The sequence below is a fragment of the Bacillus sp. FSL K6-1012 genome (assembly GCF_037964915.1).
Lineage (GTDB): Bacteria > Bacillota > Bacilli > Bacillales > Bacillaceae > Bacillus > Bacillus halotolerans.
In genome coordinates this window covers 542,597-564,521 of sequence record NZ_CP150175.1, presented here as the reverse complement: position 1 = coordinate 564,521, position 21,925 = coordinate 542,597, and the positions used below count along the sequence as shown (strand labels likewise).

Sequence of the window (21,925 nt, the reverse complement as noted above, 5' to 3'; positions counted from 1 at the left end):
TTAAATTCTTTACAGAATTAGTATGATTTTTTCTGGCGTCTGTCACCTGAAGAACGGCGATCGTTTGAACGCTTTTTATCATAGGAAGAACGGTTGTTGCTTTTCCCTTTACCGCCGCGGTAGCCGCCGCCTTGTCCGTCTCTGCGTTTGGAAGTGCGTTGGTTTTTGTAGCGTTTGCCGATCATCGGCGCTTCGTCTGTTAAGCGAACAGGTGTGCTATCCGGCTCTTTTGTAGCCATTTTGATAGCCGCTGCAACCACTGTCACTGCATCATGATCTTCAAGCAGCTCAGCTGCCGCTGTCATGTAGAAGTTCAAGTTGTTTTCGCTGATTGTCGTACGAAGACGATCAACTGTAACCTGCTGCTGGCCTTCTAACGCTTCATCAAGTGTCGGCTCTTTCATGCGGTCCATTTTGCGTTTCGTTGTTTGTTCAATTGCACGAAGCATGCTTTTCTCACGCGGTGTGATAAACGTCATCGCCATACCTGTTTTACCTGCGCGGCCTGTTCTTCCGATACGGTGAACATAGCTTTCAGGATCTTGAGGCACGTCGAAGTTGTACACGTGTGTAACACCTGAGATATCGAGTCCGCGAGCTGCAACATCAGTTGCAACAAGTACTTCGATTGCACCTTCTTTAAATTTGCGAAGCGCAACCATACGTTTCGCCTGCGTTAAATCACCATGAATTCCTTCAGCTGCATATCCGCGAAGGTTCAGGGCTTCTGCCAGTTCATCAACACGGCGTTTTGTACGTCCGAATACAATCGCAAGCTCAGGAGACTGAATGTCAAGAAGACGAGTCAGTGTGTCGAACTTTTTACGTTCCTGTACTTCCAAATAGAACTGCTGAATGTTAGAAACAGTCATTTCTTTTGCTTTCACTTTTACGTGTTCAGGCTCAGTCATGAAACGCTCTGCAATGCGTTTGATCGGCGCTGGCATTGTAGCTGAGAACAGAAGCGTCTGATGCTCGCTCGGCACATTTGAAAGAATAGATTCGATGTCGTCGATAAACCCCATATTCAGCATTTCATCCGCTTCATCCATTACAACAGTATTTACATTGTTTAAACGAATCGTGCGGCGGTTAATGTGGTCAAGAAGACGTCCCGGTGTTCCGACAATGATATGCGGATTTTTCTTTAACGCCCGGATTTGTCGTCCAATATCCTGCCCACCGTAAATAGGAAGAACTTTCGCACGTTTATCTTGTCCGATTTTATATAATTCTTCAGATACTTGAATGGCTAGTTCACGGGTTGGTGCGATTACGATTGCTTGAATATTAGGAGACTCGGGGTTAATTTTCTCAACAAGGGGTATACCAAACGCAGCTGTTTTACCTGTACCTGTTTGCGCTTGTCCAATGACATCTTTATTTGAAAGTCCGAGCGGAATCGTTTGTGCCTGAATCGGCGTTGCTTCTTCAAATCCCATACGGTTAATTGCCTTCATGAGATCAGAACTTAATTGAAAATCTTGAAACGTTATAGTCAAATTATTCAAACTCCTTCTAATTGCTGTTTCAGTAATGTCGTGATTTACCACTTAAAAACTGCCCTCCATGGAAAAAGGACAGGATCCTTACGTATACAAAGCCCGAATTACTTTAAGTTTTATCTTACCATTACACTACTTGTTTTTCAATAACGCGGTAAGCAGATCAGCATTTTGAATGCGCTCGCTGACCTGCTAACCAAATATGCCGGACGATGCCCAATCCCGCTCCTTGTGTCCGCGGAAAACCTAAGGTCAGCGGATGGCGGTCCGTATACATATTTTCGTATCGCGAAATAAACCTGTCATTATTGTACCATAGCCTCAGCCGGTCATACATAAATTATTTCGGGCCGGCATACATTAGTGTCTGCACATCATTTTTATTTTATGATTGCAATCTGCTTTTTTCCGCAGGATTTTTTAAGAAAACGGGCTCTCCATTAAATCTTTAACGATTTCTTCAAGCTTCATACCTCTTGACGCCTTGAATAAAATCAAATCTCCCTTTGCCGCTTTATTCTTCAGGGCCTGAGTGAGATCTTTTTTGTCGCTGAAGTGGCTGATGCGTTCTTCGCTAAAATGTTCCATCGCACCTTCCGCGATAAATGCCCCCAGTTTTCCATACGTAAAGACGTGGTCAATTTTGTCCGGGCTGATCACAGCGCCGCATTCCTTATGGAACGTTTCTTCAAGATCGCCGAGTTCAAGCATGTCTCCGAGCACGACCATTTTCTTCCCGTATCCTTCAAGGCTTTCTGTCAGTTGGATTGCAGCCTTCATCGACGTCGGGCTCGCGTTATAAGCGTCATTAATAATAGAAATGCCGCTGTCTGTTTTCATCAATTCAAGTCTCATGCCGGTGACCTTCAGGCCGCTTAATCCTTTTGCCGCATCCTCAGGCGTGATGCCGAAATAAGCCGCTGCGGCGATTGCCGCCATGGCGTTCATCACATTATGTTTGCCCAGTATAGGGATAAAAAACGTTTTTTCTATGCCTTTGATCGTAAAATGGGTTCCCGCTTCACTCTGGCTGACATCCCGCAGCTGATAATCGTTTTCCGCCCCAGTACCATACGTTTTCGTTTGGCAGCTGTAGTCCTTTTGCAAGAGCGGTTCGTCTCCGATATAAATCAGCACACCGTCTTCTTTGAGGCCGTTGATAATTTCCAGTTTCGCTTCCGCAATGCCTTCTCTTGAACCAAGATCCTGCATGTGGGATTCGCCGATATTCGTTATCACTGCCGCATCCGGATTTGCCAGGCGGCTCAGGAGGTCAATTTCTCCTTTTGCGCTCATTCCCATTTCCAGTACGGCAATTTCTGTATCTTCTGGCATCGCTAACACTGTAAGCGGCAGCCCGATATGGTTGTTGAAGTTTCCTCCTGTTTTATGGACGCGGTACCGCGTTTGCAGGACAGTGTGAATCATGTCTTTGGTCGTCGTTTTGCCGTTGCTTCCTGTTACCCCGATGACACGTGTGCCCAGCTCCTGTAAATAAGCTTTTGCAAGCTGCTGGAGAGCAGACAATGTATCTTCCACCAGTATCACAGCTTGATTCTCGGGCGGATTAGGTTCCGAGCGGTTCCACAGAACGGCAGACACACCAGCTTCAAAAGCCTGCGGCACAAAAGTGTGGCCGTTAAAATGTTCCCCTTTCAGCGGGATGAAAAGCTGATTGCTTTCCAGCTTTCTTGTATCTGTAGCAACTCCATGAATGACTGTATTTTCATATTGCGGGTTTGTCAGTGTGCCTTTGACCATTTCGGCAATTTTTTTTACGGTTCGCTTAATCAACTAAGGTCCCTCTCTTTCTTTTGGTGATATACGGGAAAAGACACTGCCCTTTTACCGGCAGTGTCCGTCTTCATTTAGAATGTATGTTTAATCAATTGTTTTTCAGCGTGGCGTTCTTTAGCCAGCTCTACAAGCTGTTCAATGAGGTCAGCGTATTCAACTCCGGCTTCTTTCCAGAGAAGCGGGAACATGCTGAACGGTGTAAAACCAGGCATCGTGTTTACTTCATTGATCAGCACTTCGCCGTCAGCTGTCAGGAAAAAGTCCGCTCTGACAAGTCCTGAACCGTCAATTGATTTAAACGCTCTGATCGCCATGTCACTGATTTTCGCGTATTCCTCATCTGTTACAGCCGCAGGAATAATCAGGTCAGTGTCTCCATCCTCGTATTTCGCTTTGTAATCGTAGAAATCTGTCTTAGGTGCGATTTCTCCAACTGCAGAGCATTTAGGATCATCATTTCCGAGAACGCCGATTTCAATTTCGCGGCCGTTGATGCCTTCTTCGACTACGACTTTCCGGTCATATTGGAACGCCAGCTCAAACGCTTTTTGCAGTTCTTCACGGTTTCGGCATTTGCTGATTCCGACGCTTGAGCCAAGGTTGGCCGGCTTCACGAAGCAAGGGTAGCCCAATTCTTGTTCTACTTGCTCGCAGCTTTCTTCTGGAGAACGAGTCCAGTCTTTTTTAAGGAAGGCTGTGTATTTCGCCTGTGCAAGGCCGGCTTGCGCAAACAAATGCTTCATGACAACTTTATCCATACCAGCTGAGGAAGCGAGCACACCGTTGCCGACATAAGGAATATTTAAAAGTTCAAGCATTCCCTGAATCGTTCCATCCTCTCCGTTCGGGCCGTGCAGGAGCGGGAAGACGACATCAATTGCTTCATTTTGTTGTGACACTTCCTGCGGAAACATCTCCTGGTTGAGAGCAGATGGAGAAAAAGCAGTTCCGCCCTGCTCAAGCTGAAGCATTTTTACGTTGGAAACAGGCTCTGTTAAACGTGCGCCTCTTATCCATTCGCCTTTTTCAGTTATATAAATTGGATGTATATCAAACTTCTCAGTATTTAGCGCTTTTGTTACAGCCAGAGCTGTCTGAAGCGAAACATTATGTTCGGCTGACTTACCGCCGTACACTAATCCTAGACTTGTTTTCAATGGATACTCCCCCCACTACAATTCATCTTTACTATCTTATCACTTTCACAAGAAAATGATCTAATTATTTTTGGGCATGCTGAAGCTGAATGCATTTGTATGTAATTCCTTTTTATTTTATATTAAAATGGCATTGAAAAGGAGATGTGACATATGAAAAAAATCACAACAAAAGAACAATTTAATGAATTGATTCAATCTGATAAAGAAATCATTGTAAAGTTTTATGCTGATTGGTGCCCTGACTGCACACGCATGAATATGTTCATCGGCGATATTTTGGAAACGTACAATCAAAACGATTGGTACGAGCTGAATAAGGACGAGCTTCCTGAACTAGCTGAAACATATCAGGTAATGGGTATTCCAAGCCTGCTCATTTTCAAAAATGGAGAAAAAACAGGCCATCTTCACAGCGCCAATGCCAAAACGCCTGAAGAAGTGACTGAATTCTTATCAGAACATATAAGCTAATTCGATAAGCAGCCCTATTTTATGTCGTCGGGCTCTACGTGAACATGAACATGAGTGACATCGTGTTCATGTTTTATTTTGTTTTCTACCTCATCTGCGACCCCATGGCCTTCCTCTACTGTCAGCTTCGGATCCACTGTAATGACCATCTCTATATGTACTGTGCTGCCCAAGTATCGCGCTTTCACGTCCTTAAGACGATGCACATTTTCTATCCGGCCGACAGTCTGTTTATAAGGTTCAAGATCTTTCAAATGGAACCCGTCCGTTAATGAATGCGAAGCGTCTTTGAAGATATCCCAGGCTGTCTTGCAAATGATGATTCCAATAATAAAAGCCGTAACCGGATCTATCCAGGCCAGCTGCAGCTGGGAAGAAAAAACACCGATAAACGCTCCGGCACTGACAAATGCGTCTGACCTGCTGTCCTTCGCCGCCGCCATAAGTGCAGAGCTTTTAATGGATGCTGCGAGTCTTTTGTTATATAAATAGATGCCGTACATAAACACTGCACTGCCTAAAGCCGTCCACGCCGCGATAAGGCTTGGCGTTTCTGATGTGCCGCCCGCAATCGCTTTTCCTCCGCCGATTAACACTTCAATTCCAACAGCCATCATAATAAAAGACGCAATAAGGGACGAAATTGTTTCAGCCCGATAATGGCCATATGGATGGTCACTGTCAGCCGGCCTTTGGGAAATACGCAGTCCGATCAGCACCGCTATTGACGCTACAATATCTGTCCCATTGTTTAACCCGTCTGCTCTCAGCGCTTCAGAATGATACAGTATTCCGATTGTCAGCTTTACTGCAGCAAGAATGATATATGCCAAAATATTGAGGAGTGCTCCTTTTTCTCCCTTTTTAAGATTATCTGTCCTCCCCATTGAATACCAGCCTCCATTCTATTACATAGTATGGTTAAAAACATGAAAAATAGCAGCAGCGATTCTCAACGGGGAGGGAAATTTCGACAGCAAATTATTGCCCGGGAAACTTTTTGTCGATATGTTGAAGGTTTGCTTACTTACGAAAGAATAGGACTGTTTTCACCTTTACAGGCTGTGGCGGACATTGTATACTGAGGTTAATTGATAATGATTATCAATATCGTTTGATTGGAGGTTGGTGACACAATGACACCTCAGTCTGCAGAAATCAGAAAAAAGCATCTCATTCATCTGTTAATACAGAATGGTATATACAAAAAGTCAAAGCGTCATTTGTATGAATTGTCGCTGATGGAGCTGGAAAGTGAATACAAAACATTGTCAGGAGGCGCCAGGGCATGCCAAAGCGTAAAATAAAAACCTACCAACAGCTGATCCAGGAAAACAAAGAGGCGATCATGGGCAATCCAAAGCTGATGAACGTCATTTACGACAGAATTGACCGCAAGCATCAGAAGAATCTTCAGGAACAAAACAATACATAAAAAAGAGCCGGCAAAGGCTCTTTTTTATGTATTGAAAGCTTCTGCGGCCAGCTTTTGAATGACCGCGTCGTCCATCGGCGGGTTATGGAGACCGGCGCGCACATCCCGGTAATAGCGCTGAAGCGGATTGGTGCGTTCGAGGCTTTTGGCCCCTGCAATTCTCATCGCTTTGTCTACAACAGAAAGCGCGGCGTTTGTGACGATATGTTTTGCCGCACCGAGCTCACTCTTCAAGTAAGGGCGGCGCTCCGGATCGTCATACAATTCAGCCGCATGAAAAAGAAAGTGTCTGGCATTCAGCAGTTCAAGCTCCATTTCGCCTGTTCTTTGCTGAACGGCCGGAACATCCTTGATCGGCCCCTTCAAACTATTTGGAGAATAATCGGAGGCAAAGCGCACCGCATAGTCTCTAGCAGCTTGAGCCACGCCAAGATAAACCGCCGGAATATGGAGCAGCCAGCCATTTGGCTTTGCTCCCCGCGGCCCTTGAAGCAGCTCCACCAGTTTATTGTCCTCCAGCGTTACCTCGTTTAATACAAGATCATGGCTGCCCGTAGCCCGCATCGCCATCATATCCCATGTTTCTTCAATTGATACACCAGGATCATTTTTATGAACCAACACGACACCTGTTGTTTGTTTTTCTTCAATCCATGCCGTCACTAAAAAATAATCAAGCGCTTGCGACATTGTCGTAAACGTTTTTCTTCCATTCACCACCCATTTGCCGTCCTTTTTGACGGCGGCAGTCCCGGGGCGTCCTCCCCTGGTCGGGCTCCCGGTTTTCGCTTCTGTCGCTGCTCTATTGATCACGGCGCCGTTTTGGACTTCCTTTGCGATAAACGCAAACACATCTTCATCCCAGCTGTTTCCTTCTCCGAGCTCTCCCATCACGCTTAAATGCCAGCCGATGCTCAGAGCTGCAGGAGCATCTCCCCGTGCAAGCCGCTCTTGAAAAAGCAGCATGTCGTAAACAGACATTCCTGCTCCTCCATGGGATTTTGGCACGGTTATCGCCGTATATCCCGAATCACGCAGTTTTTGTATTTTTTCGGCAGGAAATCGTCCCTGTTCATCATCCTCAGCGGCTGTTTGCTGAAATTCATCCGCTAGCTGTTCTATTTTCTCTATCCATTGCCGCTGTTTTTCGTTCCGTACAAATAATGACATCCGGCAGCCCTCCATTTTTTCAATTCCGATAAATTTAATATGTATTATAGATTTCCAGCCATGATTCCGCAACTGTTAACAATTTGTCCACGATAGAAAAACACGCCGTTCCCGAGGGAACAGCGTGTTTAAACCGGATTTGCATCCCGGTCTTGTTTCATACCGAGATAAATGAGCATATAAGTCAGGTAACCCATTGTCATGACCAATCCGCCGAAGAAAAAGCTTGAGAAAATCGGCTCTTCAAAGGCAGTAACTGCCGCAAGCACAATCCAGCTTGCATACAGATATATGATAAAATAACGGATACCCGTCTTCATTTTATATATCATGTACAGCCCCACGAGAGAAAACAACCCCAGCGCGAGCCTGAAATATACAAGATGTTCAAACTGAAACATGAATGACACAAATGAGAATCCAAGCAGCAATACAATCGGTAAAGCGGTAATAAAGTTCCTCAATTCGAGACACCTCCGTCAGTACCTTTATTATAAACCAAAACATCGAATGATATTGATTTACGTGAGCTTTTTCACAAAAATGTCATTCCTTGCCTTTAGATTCGAACATCCCGTTTGCAGAAACTCCACCAGGCAACGGCAATGAAGAAAACAGCATGAATCACAATAATCCCTACAGAGAACAATGGCGTCATGCCTGAAAACAGAGCCGTTTGTCCGCTTTTGTATTGAGTGAAGTCCGTGTTTGCAAAAAGCAAAAAGCTTCCCCATTTGTTTTCAAACAGCTTCATGATTTGCACAAGTGAACTTGCTCCATATAAAACAACAAAAGAAACAACAACTGAAATGGCACTGTTGCGGAACAGTGATGAACAAAGCAAACCGAATAATCCCATCAGCACCGCTTCAAGCCAGTTTGTGCCGATTAGCTCCAATGTGTTGATGAACAATGTTTTTGATTCAGATGTCACGGACGTGCCAAAAAAGACAAGACCGAATAATAAAGCCAGAATGTAGTATGCCAGATAAAGATAGAAGCTGACCATTACAACTGTCATTAGTTTCGACCAAAAGACCTTTTGCCGCTTGACCGGGCGAATAAGCAGAAATTTGATTGTCTTTTTATCAAATTCATTAGAAATAATCGTCGCTGCAATGACAATGGTTAACGCCTGCAGCAAGATATTCAGGCTCGGTGTATAGGAAAAGTAGCCGATGAAGTTTTCGTCAGTTCCGGCACTGATAACGATCCGTTTAATGATCAGCGCCATGAAAAATTGAAATACGGCCATCAATATAAGCGAAACAAATGTGACTTTCCGATTAAAGAGTTTCATATGTTCATTCCATATTAATTTAGACAAGCTCTTCTCCCTCCTCTTGATGAGCGGTTGTCGCTTTTATAAATTCGTCTTCCAGTGACTGCGTATAAGGCATAATTGAAAATACGTTCAGTCCTTGTCCGACTAGCGAGCGGTTCAGCTCTGGTATATTTTCTTTCGCTATATCCACCACGATGGAGCCGTCTTTACGTTCAGCTGTGTATCCATTGCCCGTCAGCCAATCGAGCGCTTTTTGCGCCGGTTGCACTTCAATAACGGCTTTTTCCGTTTTCTGACCGGCTCCATTCAGGCTCACTTCTGCTTTGATCTCGCCTTTTTGTATGATGATCACACGGTCACACAGGTCTTCAACTTCACGCAATAAATGAGTGGCGAATAAAACCGCTGTTCCTTCCTCTTCGGCGAGCTCCTTAATATGGTCGCGAAAATCCTTCATACCGGCAGGATCAAGACCGTTTGTCGGCTCATCTAAAATGAGAAGCTTCGGCCGGTGAAGAATCGCCTGAGCAATGCCGAGACGCTGGCGCATGCCGAGGGAGTAGGTTTTCACTTTATCATCAATTGCTGATGTCAGCCCGACTCGTTCCACCACTTCGTCCAGTCTTTCATCAGTTATCTTTTTGTGCATATTTGCAAAGTGTTTAAGGTTTTCCCAGCCTGACAGGTACGGGTAAAACTCAGGATTTTCAACGATCGCGCCGACAGCTTCCATCGCTTGTTCGAACTCAGTATCATGCTTGAATCCGTTGATGGCCACACTTCCGCTGTTTTGTTTTAACAGCCCGACGATGATACGAATGAGTGTCGTTTTTCCGGAACCGTTCGGACCGAGAAGACCGATAATCTCTCCCTGCCTGACGTCCATGCTGATCTGTTTTAAAATCTGTTTAGACCCTATTTTTTTATCAAGGCCTTCAATATGTAAAATCGGCTCAGCCATAAAGCCTTCCTCCTTTTTTCGACAAAAATAAACAGTGCCTAAAAATAGGCACTGTTTGTATTATAGCATTTGTTGCTTCCAAATGTTTGGTTAAACCGATAGAGTCGGTGCTTGCTCCGGCTGTTTGTTCTTTTCTGTTTCTGTAATGATGACGGCACAGGCCGCGTCTCCTGTTGTGTTGACCACTGTGCGAAGCATATCGAGCAAGCGGTCTATTCCGAGGATCAATCCGATACCCTCAACAGGCAAGCCGACTGATTGAAGCACCATAGCGAGCATAATCAAACCCACTCCCGGAACACCCGCAGTTCCCACACTTGCTAATACAGCCGTCAATATCACCATCAGCAATTGCGTAAATGTAAGATCATGTCCGAATACCTGTGCAATGAAGATGGTGGCCACCCCTTGCATAATGGCTGTCCCGTCCATGTTAATCGTCGCCCCGAGCGGCTGAACGAAGCTGCTGATCGGCTCAGGCACTTTTAGTTTTTTCTGGGCTACATCCATTGATACCGGAAGTGTTGCATTGCTGCTTGAGGTACTGAACGCAACGACCATAACTTCTGAGAAATCTTTAAAGAATGTAATCGGATTTCTTTTTGCTAAAAGAGCCACTGTTGAACCGTATGTGACGATTGCATGTATGACAAGAGACAGTGTAACAACAATCATGTACAGCCCCATCGCTTTTATTGCACTGAATCCCTGGCTGCCGATAGCTGTCGCAATGAGACCAAACGTGCCGTATGGCGCAAACTTCATGACCAGGTTGACCAGATACATCATCAGTTCATTGCCCTGCTCCACGACTTTCAAAAGCATATCCGCTTTTTTGCCTAGCATCGTAATCCCGAGTCCGACAAAAATGGAAAACACGATAATCTGGAGCATATTCCCTTCGGTCATCGCTTGAACGGGATTGGCCGGAATCATGTTCAGAAGTGTGTCAGCAACACTCGGCGCTTCTTCTGCCTCGAATTTAGCGGATGAGACATCATAAGTGCCGAACTCACCCGGCTTAATGACAAGCGCCAGTATAAGCCCGATCGTAATCGCCACCGCTGTCGTGATGAGAAAATAAGAAATGGCCTTCACACCGATTCTGCCAAGCTTTTTAGGATCGCCAAGCCCGGCAACTCCTAATGTAAGAGAGAAAAAAACAATCGGTACGACAAGCATTTTAATGAGATTTAAAAAGATGGTGCCAAGAGGACCGAATACAAACTTATTCAAATTTTCAAATAATTCAGGTGATGTTACGTTAAGAATAATCCCCGTGACGGCACCCAGAACCAATGCAATGATGATCTTTCTTGCCAGTTTCATCCGCATTCCTCCTTTTTTGAAAAAAAGCCCGCGAGAGACTCCCGCGGGCTTTGGCTGTATCATAAAACCACAGGATTCTCTCTTCACGCTGATGAGGTTAGCTGCCGGGTTCGGACGAAGAGATGTCCGTTTTTCAGATGAAAAATGAACCCCAAACGATTGGGTCCCCCACTCCTTTTAAAAAGGATTAAGCGTGTGGCTTACTTTTGTATGATGTAGTTTTATTTATACAGAAAATATCCAATTTTGTAAACTATTTTTTGTTACTTTTCTCTCGAGGTCTTTTAGGCCTATTTTCCTTGTTGGTTACATCAAGAATATCAAGGAGAAATACAAAGATCGGAATCCCGATAATTAAGCCCCAAATGCCGAGAAAGTGTTCAGAAAAAATCAGGACTGTAAATGTGAAAAAGATCGGCAGCTCTGTTTTCGCTGACATCAGCTTCGGATTGAGGAAATATGTCTCAATCGCATGAATGGCGAAAATGACAAGCACAATGTAAAGCACATACATTCCGCCGCCTGTGCTGTATGCAATAATGCTAAGCGGGATCAGGGAGATGACAACGCCTGCTACTGGGATCAATCCGAGAAAGAAAACCATGATGGACAGCCCCAACAGCTGAGGGAAGTGCATAATCCAGAGCGCAATAAAAGTCAGTATGCAGTTCACGAGCGCAATGATAAATTGTGCCTCAAGCACCTTGCCGAACGTTCTCGCGAATTTACCTCCGAAAAAAGCAATCTCATTATAAAAAACAGCAAGCTTGCTCGTTTTAAACTGCTCCATAAATTCAGACAGCCGTTTTTTCTCAAATAAGAAGAACATGCTGAGAATGAGCGCCATCACGATCTGCAAGCCGAATGTGCTGATATCGGCCAGATACGTATAAAGTACATTGAAACCCTCTTTGACATACGAACTGATATTAATATCTCCGAAAACACTTGTGATCTCATCAAAGAAAGGAATGCTGCTTGGATGATACGCAATATGTTTAATCTGCTTGATCAGCTGCTGAATCTGTGCGGCAACGACCGGATAAAACACAAACCCTCCGACTGTAAGCAGCACGGCCAGCAAAATGTAGAGAAACGTAATGACAACCCGCTGGCTCACGCGGAAGAACCGGCTTAAAAACTGCCGGACGACAAGCTCCAAACGATCCATAAGAAATGTGAAAATGAAGGTAAGCAATATTAAGTTGATCATGCTCTTAAATAGATATAACACACCAGTTAACACGACAAAGATGGAAAAACGCCTTACTCCCGGGTGCTGAAAAAATTTTACTAAAGCGGCCATTTATACACTCCTGTTAGGACAAACGTCCTTCATTCAATATAGTATCCATTTGTAAATTATATAACAAAAAAATGCTGAGGTCTCTGTCCTCACCTTAATTATTCTTAAACAATTAAAAAAACGGCCCCATAATGGGCCGTTTTTTTTTCAGACTGCTGTTTTCATTTTTTTCATGCCTTCCACAGCCTCCACGCTTTTTGCTTCATCGAATTCTTTTTCGCTTTTTGCAACGATGATTGTGGCGATTCCGTTTCCGATCAGGTTCACAATCGCTCTTCCTTCACTCATGAAACGGTCGACACCAAGCAGAAGCGCAAGACCCTCAAGCGGAATGACCTGAAGTGCTGACAGCGTTGACGCAAGAACGATAAATCCGCTTCCTGTCACACCGGCTGCCCCCTTCGAAGTCAGCATCAGAACGAGGATAATCGTAATTTGCTGGCCGATGCTGAGATCCACTCCAAACACTTGAGCCAAAAAGACAGTCGCCATTGATAAATAAATGGATGTTCCGTCAAGGTTAAACGAATAGCCAGTCGGAATAACAAGCCCGACGACTGATTTTGAACAGCCGTAGCGTTCCATTTTATCCATCATTCTCGGAAGAACCGATTCTGAAGAGCTTGTGCCGAGCACGATGAGAAGCTCATCTTTGATGAAGCGCAGGTAATTCCACAGGCTGAATCCGTATAGCTTGCAGATGATATTTAAAACAACAAACACGAACAGGAACATTGTGATATACACGGACAGCATTAAGCTGGCAAGCGGCTTGATGGAATCGAGTCCGAAGTGCCCGATCGTATACGCCATCGCTCCGAATGCACCGATTGGAGCGGCACGCATAACATAGCCGATAATTTTGAAAAAGACATGTGAAACTTTATCAAAGAAATCAATGACGCTTTTCCCTTTTTCACCTAATGCCGCTAGACCGACTCCGAAAAGAATGGAAAAGAATAAGACCTGCAAAATATCCCCTTTTGCGAAGGCATCAACCATGTTGGACGGTACGATGTGTGTGACAAATTCAACCCAGTCGATCCCCTGACCGCCATTTTGGGTGTATTGTGAGACATCTCCCTTTTCAAGCTTGCTGTAATCGAGGCCCGCACCCGGCTTCATAATATTGACGACAAATAAACCGATAATGAGTGCAAGGGTCGTAACAACCTCGAAATAGATAAATGCTTTTCCCCCTACTTTTCCAACCTTCTTCATATCGCCCATTTTTGCAATCCCGAGAACGATTGTGAAGAAAATGATTGGAGCGATCACCATTTTCACAGCGTTGATAAAGGTATCGCCAAGCGGTTTCATTTCTTTCCCGACATCCGGCCAAACCAATCCGACAATGACCCCGATGATGACCGCGGTTATGACTTGAACTGTTAAATTTTTAAACAGTTTCATATTCTCCCTCCCCTGTCCTAGTCGCCTTTGTGTCTTTCTTACTAGAATGATAGCGTTTTCATTAGAGACGGGGAAGTTTATGTTCATAACGGACATTTTGGTCTTTTTGGTCTCGGGTTTACACTTTAAATATGTAGCGGTTGACGGGGCGTCCGACTCCTCCGTACTGAACATCAAGCTGAATCGTTCCGTTCTTTTCGAGATAATCAAGATAGCGTCTCGCTGTCACTCTGGCGATGCCGAGAGCCTTGGCAACCTCTTCAGCAGAAAGAGGCGACGTTTGCTGCTTCAAAAAAGCAATGAGCTCATTCATCGTAAAATGATTCAACCCCTTCGGCAGATCCTGTACGGCCTGCTGCGGGATATTGAGGATGGCATCGAGCTGATCTTGGGACAGCGTGTCGTTTTCCTCTATTTTTTGTTTATACCGCTTATATTTCTCAAGCGCCTGTCTCATCCGTTCGAGCTTAAACGGTTTTAAGATATAGTCAACTGCCCCATTTTGCAGCATAAGAGAAATTGTTTCCTTGTCTTTTGCAGCGGATACGACGATGACATCTACCTCAAGCTTTTGCTTTCTGATCTCCTGCAAGGTTTTGATCCCGTCTTTTTTTGGCATGTATACATCCAGAACCACGAGTTCGGGCTGCTGTTCTTTGATCAGCTTGATGCCTTCGTCCCCGTTTCCCGCTTGCGCACAGACGGTAAAGCCTTTAACGGTTGTTATGAAATCCTTATTGACTTCCTGAACCATCGGATCGTCTTCAATGAGCAGAACCTTGATTTCCTTACGAGCCATGCTGCGCTTCCTCCCCCTTCATCGGAAAAACGATTGAAAAAGACGTTCCCTGTCCCGGGTGTGAATCGACCTCTATCGCACCCGATCCTTTGTCTGTTATTTGCTTGACTAAATAGAGGCCATAGCCTGTGCCGCCTGTTTTATTCACTGTAAATCCTTTTTCATAAAGGTACGGCATATGTGTGTGTTGAATCCCGCATCCGTTGTCTTCTATTAAAATCGCAAGGATATCCTCCGTTTGTTCAATGCTGATGTCAATTCGTTTGTCATCAGACTGAACGGTTTCAAACGAGCCGAAGGCATTTTCAATCAGGTTGCCGAGAAGCACGACGATATCATGCTGGTCAACATGCTCGGGAAATTGCTGCAGGCTGCTGTTTTCATCAATATGCACAGCAATGCCGAGCTCTTTTCCCCTTCTGATTTTACTTAACAACAGCCCTGCCGCGGCGTCATTTTGAATGGAGCGATGCAGAAACTCAGTGACGTTTTCCTGCTCGGTTGAAGTCTGAAACGCCAGCTGCAGCGCTTTTTCAGATTTCCCGAGCTGGATCAGGCCTGCGATGGTATGTAGCTTGTTCATATGCTCATGATTTTGGACGCGGAGCGCTTCGACAAAGTTTTTGACACCCGTCAATTCCTCAGCCATCTTGGCCGCTTCCGTTCTGTCCTGAAAAATCGCGACGGCGCCGATGACTTTTTTCTTCATGACGATCGGAATCCTGCTGCTCATGATGACCTTTCCGCTGACACGAATTTCTTCATTATAAACCGCCTTGTTCCGTTCCACGATTTCGGGCAGACGCGAATCCTTGAGTACATCCCAAATCACCTTCCCGACCAGATGGCCCTGCACCTCAAAAATCTGTTTGGCTTTTTCATTAAATATTGTGATGATATGCTGGTTGTCAATGGCGATGACGCCTTCGTTCATAGAGTGAAAGGTAGCGGTTCGCTCTTCATACATTCTGACAATTTCATGGGGCTCGAGCTGAAACATTTGTTTTTTGATATGACGGGCCAGCAGGAACGAACCCGCCAGGCCGAACCCGAGTGTCAGCACTACGATGAAGGCGATATCCCTTCTTAAATGAAACAATATATCAGCCATCCCCGGCAGTGTTTTTCCGACGAGTACTACGCCGACCTGGTTCAAATCCTGATCCTTTACCGGATAAAAGGCCCGGACAGCCGTCCCGATCTCGCCTGTTGCTTCTGAGAAATAAATGTGCTCCGCAAACGCTGCTTCTTCATCTGCACCCTTTGACTTTTTTCCGATGTTTGTGGTGACAGGATGAGTATAGCGAATGTGATCCATATCCATGACGACAATATAGTCTGCTTCATTGATCATACGGATCTCTTCAACCGCATGACGTACGGCTTCTGTTTGTTCTTTTCGCGATAATGCCTCTTTCACTTCGGTCATCTCCGACACCGTCCGAGCCGTATTCATCAGCCGTTTTTTCAGCTCCCTTTCCTCTGTATGCTGAATATTGCCTATGAGCACAATGCCGCCAATCAAAAAGGAGAAAATGACGAGTATATAGGAGAGGATCGTGATTTTCCAGCGGATTGAGAGCTTTTTTTTCTTCATCAGCTTCTCCTTTCAGGTCTTTACGAATCACATCAGCCCCATTATTCTTAACATAAGGGAGGGGGCTTTTCATGAAGAGTTTGTTTGCATGTCTCGGTCTGATGATCGCCGGAATTGCAACCGCTTTATTTATCGGATTCCATGACCGTTCAAACGGCGAGGAGATTGTGTATGATGACGATCAGGAAGGCTTACAGGAGCAAATCGTATTCAAATTCAGCCACGTTGTTGCTGAAAACACGCCAAAAGGGCTGGCCGCCAACAAATTCGCCGAGCTCGTAAACGAGAAATCAGGCGGGAAAATGAAAATTGAAGTGTTCCCGAATGGAAGCCTGTATTCGGACATTGAAGAAATCGAAGCATTGCAAAATGGCGACGTGCAATTTATCGCCCCCTCCACATCGAAGCTCGGTATGCTCTCTCCTGAATGGGGAGTTCTTGATCTTCCGTATGCGTTTACAGACTATGATGCCGTTAAAAAAGGGCTGCACGGAACAATTGGAACACAGCTGTTTGATTCCTTAAAGAAAAACCAATTAAAGGGCCTGGCGTACTGGACAAACGGCTTTAAGCAAATCACCACGAATCAAGGCCCGGTCAAAACACCCGATGATTTAAAAGGACAAGATCTGCGCATTATGCAAAGTAATGTGATAGAGGACCAGTTCAAGCTGCTTGGTGCAGCACCCCACCAGGAATCTTTCAATTCTACTTTTCAGCTGTTAGAAAACAATATAGTAGATGGCGAGGAAAATACAATCTCAAACATCTATTCTAAAAAATTTTATAATGTTCAAGACTATTTGACAATAAGCAACCACGGTTATCTCGGCTATGCTGTCATGACTGATGAGCATTTCTGGAACGCGCAAACACCGGAAACAAGGCGTATTTTGACTGAAGCGATGAAGGAAACAACGGAGTGGAATGAAACGTATGCCGAAAAAATGAACAAGGAGCAGCTGGAAGAAATCAAAAAACATTCTTCTATTAAAATCTACGAGCTGTCAGATAAAGAGAAAAAAGATTGGATGAAGCGCCTTGATCCTGTTTACCGGCAGTACGAGCCCATCTTCGGCCGGAAGCTGATTCAGGAGCTTTTGGAGCTGCGAAAGGATTCGTAATCCCCATCTCGATACGCTGCTTCTCGTTTATCTTTCAAACGATCGGAAATATAAAAAGAGATAAACGAAAAAGGAGATGGGAACATGTTTAAGCATACGAAAAAGCTGCAGCATCCTGCTAAGCCAGATCGTCCAGATCCATTATTCGCTAAAAAAATGCAAGAAATTTTAGGCGGGCAATTCGGAGAAATTTCAGTTGCCATGCAGTACTTATTTCAAGGCTGGAATACAAGAGGAAATGAAAAATACAAGGATTTGCTGATGGATACGGCAACTGAAGAAATCGGGCACGTTGAAATGATCGCTACCATGATCGCCAGACTTCTTGAGGATGCCCCGCTTGATGAACAGGAAAAAGCGGCTGATGATCCAGTCATCGGTTCCATCATGGGAGGCATGAATCCTCACCATGCCATTGTATCAGGACTAGGCGCCATGCCCGAAAGCAGTACAGGCGTACCATGGAGCGGAGGCTACATCGTAGCGAGCGGAAACCTGCTGGCAGACTTCCGCGCCAATCTGAATGCGGAATCACAAGGCCGTCTACAGGTTGCACGCCTGTTTGAAATGACGGATGACAAAGGTGTCAAGGACATGCTCAGCTTCCTGCTAGCGCGTGACACAATGCACCAAAACCAATGGCTGGCCGCTATTAAAGAATTAGAAGCACAGGAAGGTCCGGTTGTGCCGGGTACATTCCCGAAAGCGCTTGAGAAACAGGAATTCTCTCATCAGCTTATCAATTTCTCTGAAGGTGAAGAAAGCGCCGAGCAAAACTGGCTGAAGGAGAAAGCCCCGGACGGAGAAGCGTTTGAATATGTGAACGAAGCAAAAGCTTTTGGAGAAAAGCCGGAATTGAAGCCTGCTCCTCCTTTTGTTCATAATACGCTTCCTGGGCGTGAGTAAGAGGCTATCATAAAAAGGATAGATCACTCCAGCGGTGATCTATCTTTTTTTGTGCGTTTTCTGCCGCTCAAGCATCTCCAGACGATTGCCAAATGGATCTGAAATATAGAATCTGTCCGCTCCCGGAAGTTTATTGTCCTCAACTATTCCAATTCCATTGCATTTCAAATGTTCTTTTAAACCTTCTATATTCATAACCTCAAAGGCAGGGTGTGCTTTTTTAGCGGGGACAAAAGGTTCTTCTATCCCGATATGCAATTGTCTATTCCCAAAAGTGAACCAGACTCCGCCCCGAGCTTTTAAATCATCAGGTTTTTCAATTTCCCGAAAGCCTAATATGCCGCCGTAAAATTGTCTTGCAATAGTTTCACAGCCTTTAGGAGCCGCAAGCTGAATATGATCAATTTCATTAAAATGAAAAGTCATCTGAATCAATCCCCCTGATTTCACAATTGAATGCCACTTTCTTCATTCTAATTCAATCAAAATAACAGGAGAATATCTTTATTGTTATTATGAGTGATAAAATCAGCTAATCATCTTTTTTAGGACAACTTCTCTTCACTAAGCTTTTGCCACAGTCCATCCAGGCTCGTATTCAATGTCCCTGCTGTCAAATAAACAAACGGCCTCCTCTGCATCCACCTGAGACAGCGTCACTTCAATAGAGAGAATCGTGCCCTTTTGCTCGATTTCTTTATAGATGATGTCGTGTTCGTTCTCCATAAAAGCATCATAAGCTTCTCTGTTCTCCCAAACGCTGGTGATTTCTGCGGTGAACAGCCCATCCGCTGTTTTCCGCCATCCGCCGGTCTGTTTGAAGAAGCCATTTACATGTGATAATGCTCCCCACTGTGACTGCGCGTTTGAAAATGCTTCAGCGTTTGTCGCGTCCACCCCACATACAATCTTTTTGATCAGCATTTTGATTCCTCTGTTATGACCGTTTCCGCATGAATGTGCTCGACGCAGAGATTCACGGTCCTGACGTAAGAGCGCGTGCGGTGAACCGTTCCTTTTGGGATCAGCAGGCTGTCATTTGCTTTGAGTACCGCGGTTTCTTTGTTCTTAAAATCAATAAGCAGCTCACCTTCAAGAACAATGAATAATTCATCTGAGTCAGGGTGATGGTGCCAGTCGTATTCTCCTGTAAACACAGCGAGCCGTACACAATGGTCATTGACCTCTGAAATGGAGAAATTAGCGTGCTTTTCTTTGACTTCATTAGCGATGGCGAGCAGGTTTTGCATCTCAGGCATAAGTGAAAACTCCTTTTTCACCTATTTTACCGCAGAAGCGTCATTGGGAAGGTATATTTTTTTCCATTTCATCATAAAAAGCGATCCAGCTGCTGCGCCGGATCGCTTTTTATCTACAGGTTGTCTGCCTTTTATGCTTTACTTAGTTAGTCGTTGTCGCGGGCGTTTCCGCCTTTTGAGCCAATTTCTTGATAGAATTCTTTATCATGATTTTTGCTTGTCGCTTCTCCGCCTTTACGGCCGATTTCTTGATAGAATTCTTTATCATGATTTTCGCTAGTGGCTTCTCCGCCTTTTTCACCGATTTCTTGATAGAACTCTTTGTCATGGTTCTTGCTAGTGGCTTCTCCGCCTTTTTCGCCGATTTCCTGATAGAATTCTTTGTCATGGTTTTTGCTAGTGGCTTCTCCGCCTTTTTGACCAATCTCTTGATAGAATTCTTTATCATGGTTTTTGCTAGTCGTTTCTCCGCCTTTTCTACCTGCTTCTTCTCTGCTCATTTTGTTATCTTGTGCCATTTTGAATTCCTCCTTTAATTGGTGTTGGTTGTTGTATTCCCGCTGTCATTTCTTTTAAACAAACAAAACACATTGAGTGTGTTTTAACTGAAAAAAGCAGACGGAATGCGGTGCCCGTCTGCTTTTCTTCTATTCATGATTCTGTTCTGTTTCTATGAGCCGCTCAAGGATGCGCCGCTTTTTATAAAGCATCATGGCTGTTTCGGTAATGTCATTTAAGGTCGAGCGATTGGCCGCCGCGCCAAAGACCATTCCCGCGACCGGCACCATTTGAAAAAGCTTTTTCCAGCCAAAGGTGTCACGGTAGCCTAAAACCACTTCCCTCCAGCCTTGGATTTGGGAAGCGACATTCTTATATGTACGGTCCTGATCATAATCTTTTAATTCTTTCAGAATGGATTTTTTACCGACAACATCTGCTGAAGTAAGCTGCAAACATTTTACGATAAAGACCCGCTCTTTTTTCTCCTTTGGATCATAGCCATAGGCCACTGCGATATCCTGCAGTGTTTTTAATGATAAACCGAGCACAGCCGGAATGTCTGCCGCCAGTGTAAATACGCCGCCCACACCCGTGGTCGCTCCCTGAACGGTTGCAGCGTTGATTCGGTTTTTGCCCATCGCTTCAGCAACATCATCCATAACAGCCAGAGGCGCTTTCTGTACGTCCTCCAGTGATTCAAAGGTTTGCTCGGGCAGTTTCTTTTGAAACGTTTTGATAATCTGTTTTTCCGATGTCAGGTACTGTCCTCCAGTTTGAACAAAGCTGCCCACCTCATCCAAAAGCTTGCCGATCTTTTTCTGGATGAATTCCGGCGTCAGCTTGTCCAGCAGCTGAAACGGGAGACGGCTGAGTTTTTCCCAAAACCAGACTTTTTGCTGCTCCTTTTCCCATTTCTCTATTTCTTTTAATTGCTGATGTAAGTCTTCTTTTCGTTCTGTTGTCACCCAACTCGCACTTCCCTTCCGTTTTTCTACTATATAGTATACCTTCATTTTTCTCTAAAACGTTTTTATTTTCCACCTGCGGGTACCATTTTTATAAAAGCAGAAGGAGTGATGGATATGCCTTGGTCTATGAAGGATTACCCCGCTTCACTGAAAAATCTCGAGAAGCCTGTGAAGAAAAAGGCGATTGAAATTGCGAATGCCATGATTGATGAAGGCTATGAGGACGGACGCGCCATTCCGATTGCGACGAGCAAAGCAAAGGAATGGGCGGAAAACGCCTCAAAAAAGGAAATTGACGACTTCCTCAAACATGATGATGAAACAGAACGCGATGAGGAGGCAAACGATGACGCCAGACCTGAGCTAATGAATAAAGCGGAGCATGTCATCAAACATAAAAGTGGCTGGGCCGTCAAAGCTGAGGATGCCAAACGTGTATCTGAAATCAAGGATACGAAAAAGGAAGCGATTGAACGGGCGAAGGAAATTGCGGAACATAAAGGCACAGAAGTAATTGTTCATTTGGCTGACGGCAGTGTGCAGAGAAAGATAAAAACAGGATCATAACCAAATATGCTTTTGTACGTTTCGGATCTGTCTAGAACGGTAATTGATATATAAATCATTAAGGAGAGGTGAATATGATGCTTAGCTTTTTGGTTTCATTAGTTATTGCTATCTTAATTGGACTAATCGGAAGCGCCATCGTCGGCAATCGCATGCCTGGAGGAATCTTCGGTTCGATGATTGCAGGGCTGATCGGCGCATGGATCGGGCATGGCTTACTCGGAACTTGGGGACCAAGCCTTGCAGGATTTGCCATTATTCCGGCAATTATCGGGGCAGCGATCTTCGTATTCTTACTGAGCCTCGTATTCCGCGGACTGCGCAAGGAAGCCTAGATATTAGATGATTCAGGAGGCATCGTTTCATACAGAA

The 21,925-nt window shown here is 44.8% G+C and carries 24 protein-coding genes, 1 pseudogene and 1 riboswitch; of the genes and pseudogenes, 7 read left to right on the top strand and 18 right to left on the bottom strand.

From position 1 onward, the window contains the following. Positions 1-17 precede the first annotated feature (17 nt). From cshA to NSS75_RS02915, 3 genes are all read right to left on the bottom strand, one after another. Entirely contained in the window at positions 18-1,502 is a 1,485-nt protein-coding gene (gene cshA, locus NSS75_RS02925; protein WP_044161742.1) for an ATP-dependent RNA helicase CshA, read from the bottom strand. A gap of 423 nt (positions 1,503-1,925) precedes the next feature. Further along, positions 1,926-3,299: a UDP-N-acetylmuramoyl-tripeptide--D-alanyl-D-alanine ligase gene (gene murF, locus NSS75_RS02920; protein WP_103671957.1), complete on the bottom strand. Its 1,374-nt coding sequence runs from the start codon at positions 3,297-3,299 to the stop codon at positions 1,926-1,928. A 74-nt stretch (positions 3,300-3,373) separates the two neighbouring features. Beyond that, positions 3,374-4,459, bottom strand: coding sequence for a D-alanine--D-alanine ligase (locus tag NSS75_RS02915; protein WP_095714122.1), 1,086 nt, complete (start codon positions 4,457-4,459; stop codon positions 3,374-3,376). A 153-nt stretch (positions 4,460-4,612) separates the two neighbouring features. Here NSS75_RS02915 and NSS75_RS02910 point away from each other — a divergent pair, with 153 nt between their 5' ends. Next, the gene (locus tag NSS75_RS02910) at positions 4,613-4,933 is read left to right on the top strand and encodes a thioredoxin family protein (RefSeq protein WP_010333104.1); all 321 of its coding nucleotides are present in this window, start codon (positions 4,613-4,615) and stop codon (positions 4,931-4,933) included. 14 nt (positions 4,934-4,947) lie between these two features. Here NSS75_RS02910 and NSS75_RS02905 read toward each other — a convergent pair whose 3' ends face one another. Continuing rightward, positions 4,948-5,820, bottom strand: coding sequence for a cation diffusion facilitator family transporter (locus tag NSS75_RS02905; protein ID WP_024120288.1), 873 nt, complete (start codon positions 5,818-5,820; stop codon positions 4,948-4,950). A 249-nt stretch (positions 5,821-6,069) separates the two neighbouring features. Between NSS75_RS02905 and NSS75_RS02900 the strand changes: the two are divergent. Both NSS75_RS02900 and fbpB read left to right on the top strand, forming a co-directional pair. Continuing rightward, positions 6,070-6,235: pseudogene (locus NSS75_RS02900) on the top strand (Fur-regulated basic protein FbpA). Then, positions 6,222-6,368, top strand: coding sequence for a Fur-regulated basic protein FbpB (fbpB, locus tag NSS75_RS02895; RefSeq protein ID WP_010333101.1), 147 nt, complete (start codon positions 6,222-6,224; stop codon positions 6,366-6,368). The pseudogene NSS75_RS02900 and the gene fbpB overlap by 14 nt, the downstream one beginning before the upstream one ends. A gap of 24 nt (positions 6,369-6,392) precedes the next feature. Here the strand turns inward: fbpB and NSS75_RS02890 are convergent, their stop codons facing one another. From NSS75_RS02890 to dctS, 9 genes are all read right to left on the bottom strand, one after another. Continuing rightward, positions 6,393-7,538 carry an acyl-CoA dehydrogenase family protein gene (locus NSS75_RS02890; protein WP_339235821.1) on the bottom strand — a complete coding sequence of 382 codons (1,146 nt, stop codon included), beginning with the start codon at positions 7,536-7,538 and terminating at the stop codon, positions 6,393-6,395. 128 nt (positions 7,539-7,666) lie between these two features. Continuing rightward, positions 7,667-8,002 (bottom strand): hypothetical protein, encoded by a 336-nt coding sequence (locus NSS75_RS02885; protein WP_003225151.1) that lies wholly within the window; start codon positions 8,000-8,002, stop codon positions 7,667-7,669. 95 nt (positions 8,003-8,097) lie between these two features. Continuing rightward, positions 8,098-8,865, bottom strand: coding sequence for an ABC transporter permease (locus NSS75_RS02880; RefSeq protein WP_024120284.1), 768 nt, complete (start codon positions 8,863-8,865; stop codon positions 8,098-8,100). Beyond that, positions 8,858-9,784 carry an ABC transporter ATP-binding protein gene (locus tag NSS75_RS02875; RefSeq protein WP_095714118.1) on the bottom strand — a complete coding sequence of 309 codons (927 nt, stop codon included), beginning with the start codon at positions 9,782-9,784 and terminating at the stop codon, positions 8,858-8,860. Before NSS75_RS02875 ends, NSS75_RS02880 begins: the two co-directional genes overlap by 8 nt. Before the next feature lie 90 nt (positions 9,785-9,874). Next, the gene (locus NSS75_RS02870) at positions 9,875-11,113 is read right to left on the bottom strand and encodes a dicarboxylate/amino acid:cation symporter (RefSeq protein ID WP_024120282.1); all 1,239 of its coding nucleotides are present in this window, start codon (positions 11,111-11,113) and stop codon (positions 9,875-9,877) included. 72 nt (positions 11,114-11,185) lie between these two features. Continuing rightward, a riboswitch (cyclic di-AMP (ydaO/yuaA leader) is annotated at positions 11,186-11,317 on the bottom strand. Between the two features lie 49 nt (positions 11,318-11,366). Beyond that, complete coding sequence (locus NSS75_RS02865) at positions 11,367-12,419, bottom strand: AI-2E family transporter (RefSeq protein ID WP_024120281.1); 1,053 nt, start codon at positions 12,417-12,419, stop codon at positions 11,367-11,369. Positions 12,420-12,566: 147 nt separating this feature from the next. Further along, a complete protein-coding gene (dctP, locus tag NSS75_RS02860; protein ID WP_059353128.1) occupies positions 12,567-13,832 on the bottom strand; it encodes a C4-dicarboxylate transporter DctP in 1,266 nt (421 codons plus the stop codon). A 118-nt stretch (positions 13,833-13,950) separates the two neighbouring features. Further along, positions 13,951-14,631 (bottom strand): response regulator, encoded by a 681-nt coding sequence (locus tag NSS75_RS02855; RefSeq protein WP_216394877.1) that lies wholly within the window; start codon positions 14,629-14,631, stop codon positions 13,951-13,953. Next, a complete protein-coding gene (gene dctS, locus NSS75_RS02850) occupies positions 14,621-16,228 on the bottom strand; it encodes a two-component system sensor histidine kinase DctS (protein WP_339235815.1) in 1,608 nt (535 codons plus the stop codon). Before dctS ends, NSS75_RS02855 begins: the two co-directional genes overlap by 11 nt. A 71-nt stretch (positions 16,229-16,299) precedes the next feature. On the opposite strand from dctS, the gene NSS75_RS02845 reads away from it, so the two are divergent. After that, a complete protein-coding gene (locus tag NSS75_RS02845) occupies positions 16,300-17,352 on the top strand; it encodes a TRAP transporter substrate-binding protein (RefSeq protein WP_339235813.1) in 1,053 nt (350 codons plus the stop codon). 84 nt (positions 17,353-17,436) lie between these two features. Further along, entirely contained in the window at positions 17,437-18,258 is an 822-nt protein-coding gene (locus NSS75_RS02840; RefSeq protein ID WP_024120276.1) for a manganese catalase family protein, read from the top strand. Between the two features lie 39 nt (positions 18,259-18,297). Here NSS75_RS02840 and NSS75_RS02835 read toward each other — a convergent pair whose 3' ends face one another. From NSS75_RS02835 to NSS75_RS02815, 5 genes are all read right to left on the bottom strand, one after another. Continuing rightward, on the bottom strand, positions 18,298-18,684 hold the full coding sequence (locus NSS75_RS02835; RefSeq protein ID WP_024120275.1) for a VOC family protein: 387 nt from the start codon (positions 18,682-18,684) through the stop codon (positions 18,298-18,300). 138 nt (positions 18,685-18,822) lie between these two features. Next, complete coding sequence (locus tag NSS75_RS02830) at positions 18,823-19,182, bottom strand: YdbC family protein (protein WP_024120274.1); 360 nt, start codon at positions 19,180-19,182, stop codon at positions 18,823-18,825. Continuing rightward, positions 19,176-19,517 carry a cupin domain-containing protein gene (locus NSS75_RS02825; protein ID WP_024120273.1) on the bottom strand — a complete coding sequence of 114 codons (342 nt, stop codon included), beginning with the start codon at positions 19,515-19,517 and terminating at the stop codon, positions 19,176-19,178. The genes NSS75_RS02830 and NSS75_RS02825 overlap by 7 nt, the downstream gene beginning before the upstream one ends. 146 nt (positions 19,518-19,663) lie before the next feature. Next, positions 19,664-20,035 (bottom strand): glucose starvation-inducible protein GsiB, encoded by a 372-nt coding sequence (gsiB, locus tag NSS75_RS02820; RefSeq protein WP_010333086.1) that lies wholly within the window; start codon positions 20,033-20,035, stop codon positions 19,664-19,666. A gap of 129 nt (positions 20,036-20,164) precedes the next feature. Then, positions 20,165-20,983 carry an EcsC family protein gene (locus NSS75_RS02815; RefSeq protein ID WP_024120272.1) on the bottom strand — a complete coding sequence of 273 codons (819 nt, stop codon included), beginning with the start codon at positions 20,981-20,983 and terminating at the stop codon, positions 20,165-20,167. 117 nt (positions 20,984-21,100) lie between these two features. Between NSS75_RS02815 and NSS75_RS02810 the strand changes: the two genes are divergently transcribed. Next, positions 21,101-21,553, top strand: coding sequence for a DUF2188 domain-containing protein (locus NSS75_RS02810; protein WP_024120271.1), 453 nt, complete (start codon positions 21,101-21,103; stop codon positions 21,551-21,553). A gap of 77 nt (positions 21,554-21,630) precedes the next feature. After that, positions 21,631-21,888, top strand: coding sequence for a GlsB/YeaQ/YmgE family stress response membrane protein (locus NSS75_RS02805; protein ID WP_010333083.1), 258 nt, complete (start codon positions 21,631-21,633; stop codon positions 21,886-21,888). Positions 21,889-21,925: the final 37 nt, after the last annotated feature.

Coding starts and splice junctions, on each gene's coding strand:
- NSS75_RS02855 (WP_216394877.1), bottom strand. CDS start 14,631: ATGGCTCGTAAGGAAATCAAGGTTCTGCTCATTGAAGACGATCCGATG.
- NSS75_RS02845 (WP_339235813.1), top strand. CDS start 16,300: ATGAAGAGTTTGTTTGCATGTCTCGGTCTGATGATCGCCGGAATTGCA.
- NSS75_RS02865 (WP_024120281.1), bottom strand. CDS start 12,419: ATGGCCGCTTTAGTAAAATTTTTTCAGCACCCGGGAGTAAGGCGTTTT.
- gsiB (WP_010333086.1), bottom strand. CDS start 20,035: ATGGCACAAGATAACAAAATGAGCAGAGAAGAAGCAGGTAGAAAAGGC.
- dctS (WP_339235815.1), bottom strand. CDS start 16,228: ATGAAGAAAAAAAAGCTCTCAATCCGCTGGAAAATCACGATCCTCTCC.
- NSS75_RS02890 (WP_339235821.1), bottom strand. CDS start 7,538: ATGTCATTATTTGTACGGAACGAAAAACAGCGGCAATGGATAGAGAAA.
- NSS75_RS02805 (WP_010333083.1), top strand. CDS start 21,631: ATGCTTAGCTTTTTGGTTTCATTAGTTATTGCTATCTTAATTGGACTA.
- NSS75_RS02830 (WP_024120274.1), bottom strand. CDS start 19,182: ATGCTGATCAAAAAGATTGTATGTGGGGTGGACGCGACAAACGCTGAA.
- NSS75_RS02910 (WP_010333104.1), top strand. CDS start 4,613: ATGAAAAAAATCACAACAAAAGAACAATTTAATGAATTGATTCAATCT.
- NSS75_RS02810 (WP_024120271.1), top strand. CDS start 21,101: ATGCCTTGGTCTATGAAGGATTACCCCGCTTCACTGAAAAATCTCGAG.
- NSS75_RS02825 (WP_024120273.1), bottom strand. CDS start 19,517: ATGCCTGAGATGCAAAACCTGCTCGCCATCGCTAATGAAGTCAAAGAA.
- NSS75_RS02905 (WP_024120288.1), bottom strand. CDS start 5,820: ATGGGGAGGACAGATAATCTTAAAAAGGGAGAAAAAGGAGCACTCCTC.
- fbpB (WP_010333101.1), top strand. CDS start 6,222: ATGCCAAAGCGTAAAATAAAAACCTACCAACAGCTGATCCAGGAAAAC.
- NSS75_RS02870 (WP_024120282.1), bottom strand. CDS start 11,113: ATGAAACTGGCAAGAAAGATCATCATTGCATTGGTTCTGGGTGCCGTC.
- NSS75_RS02835 (WP_024120275.1), bottom strand. CDS start 18,684: ATGACTTTTCATTTTAATGAAATTGATCATATTCAGCTTGCGGCTCCT.
- dctP (WP_059353128.1), bottom strand. CDS start 13,832: ATGAAACTGTTTAAAAATTTAACAGTTCAAGTCATAACCGCGGTCATC.
- NSS75_RS02840 (WP_024120276.1), top strand. CDS start 17,437: ATGTTTAAGCATACGAAAAAGCTGCAGCATCCTGCTAAGCCAGATCGT.
- NSS75_RS02875 (WP_095714118.1), bottom strand. CDS start 9,784: ATGGCTGAGCCGATTTTACATATTGAAGGCCTTGATAAAAAAATAGGG.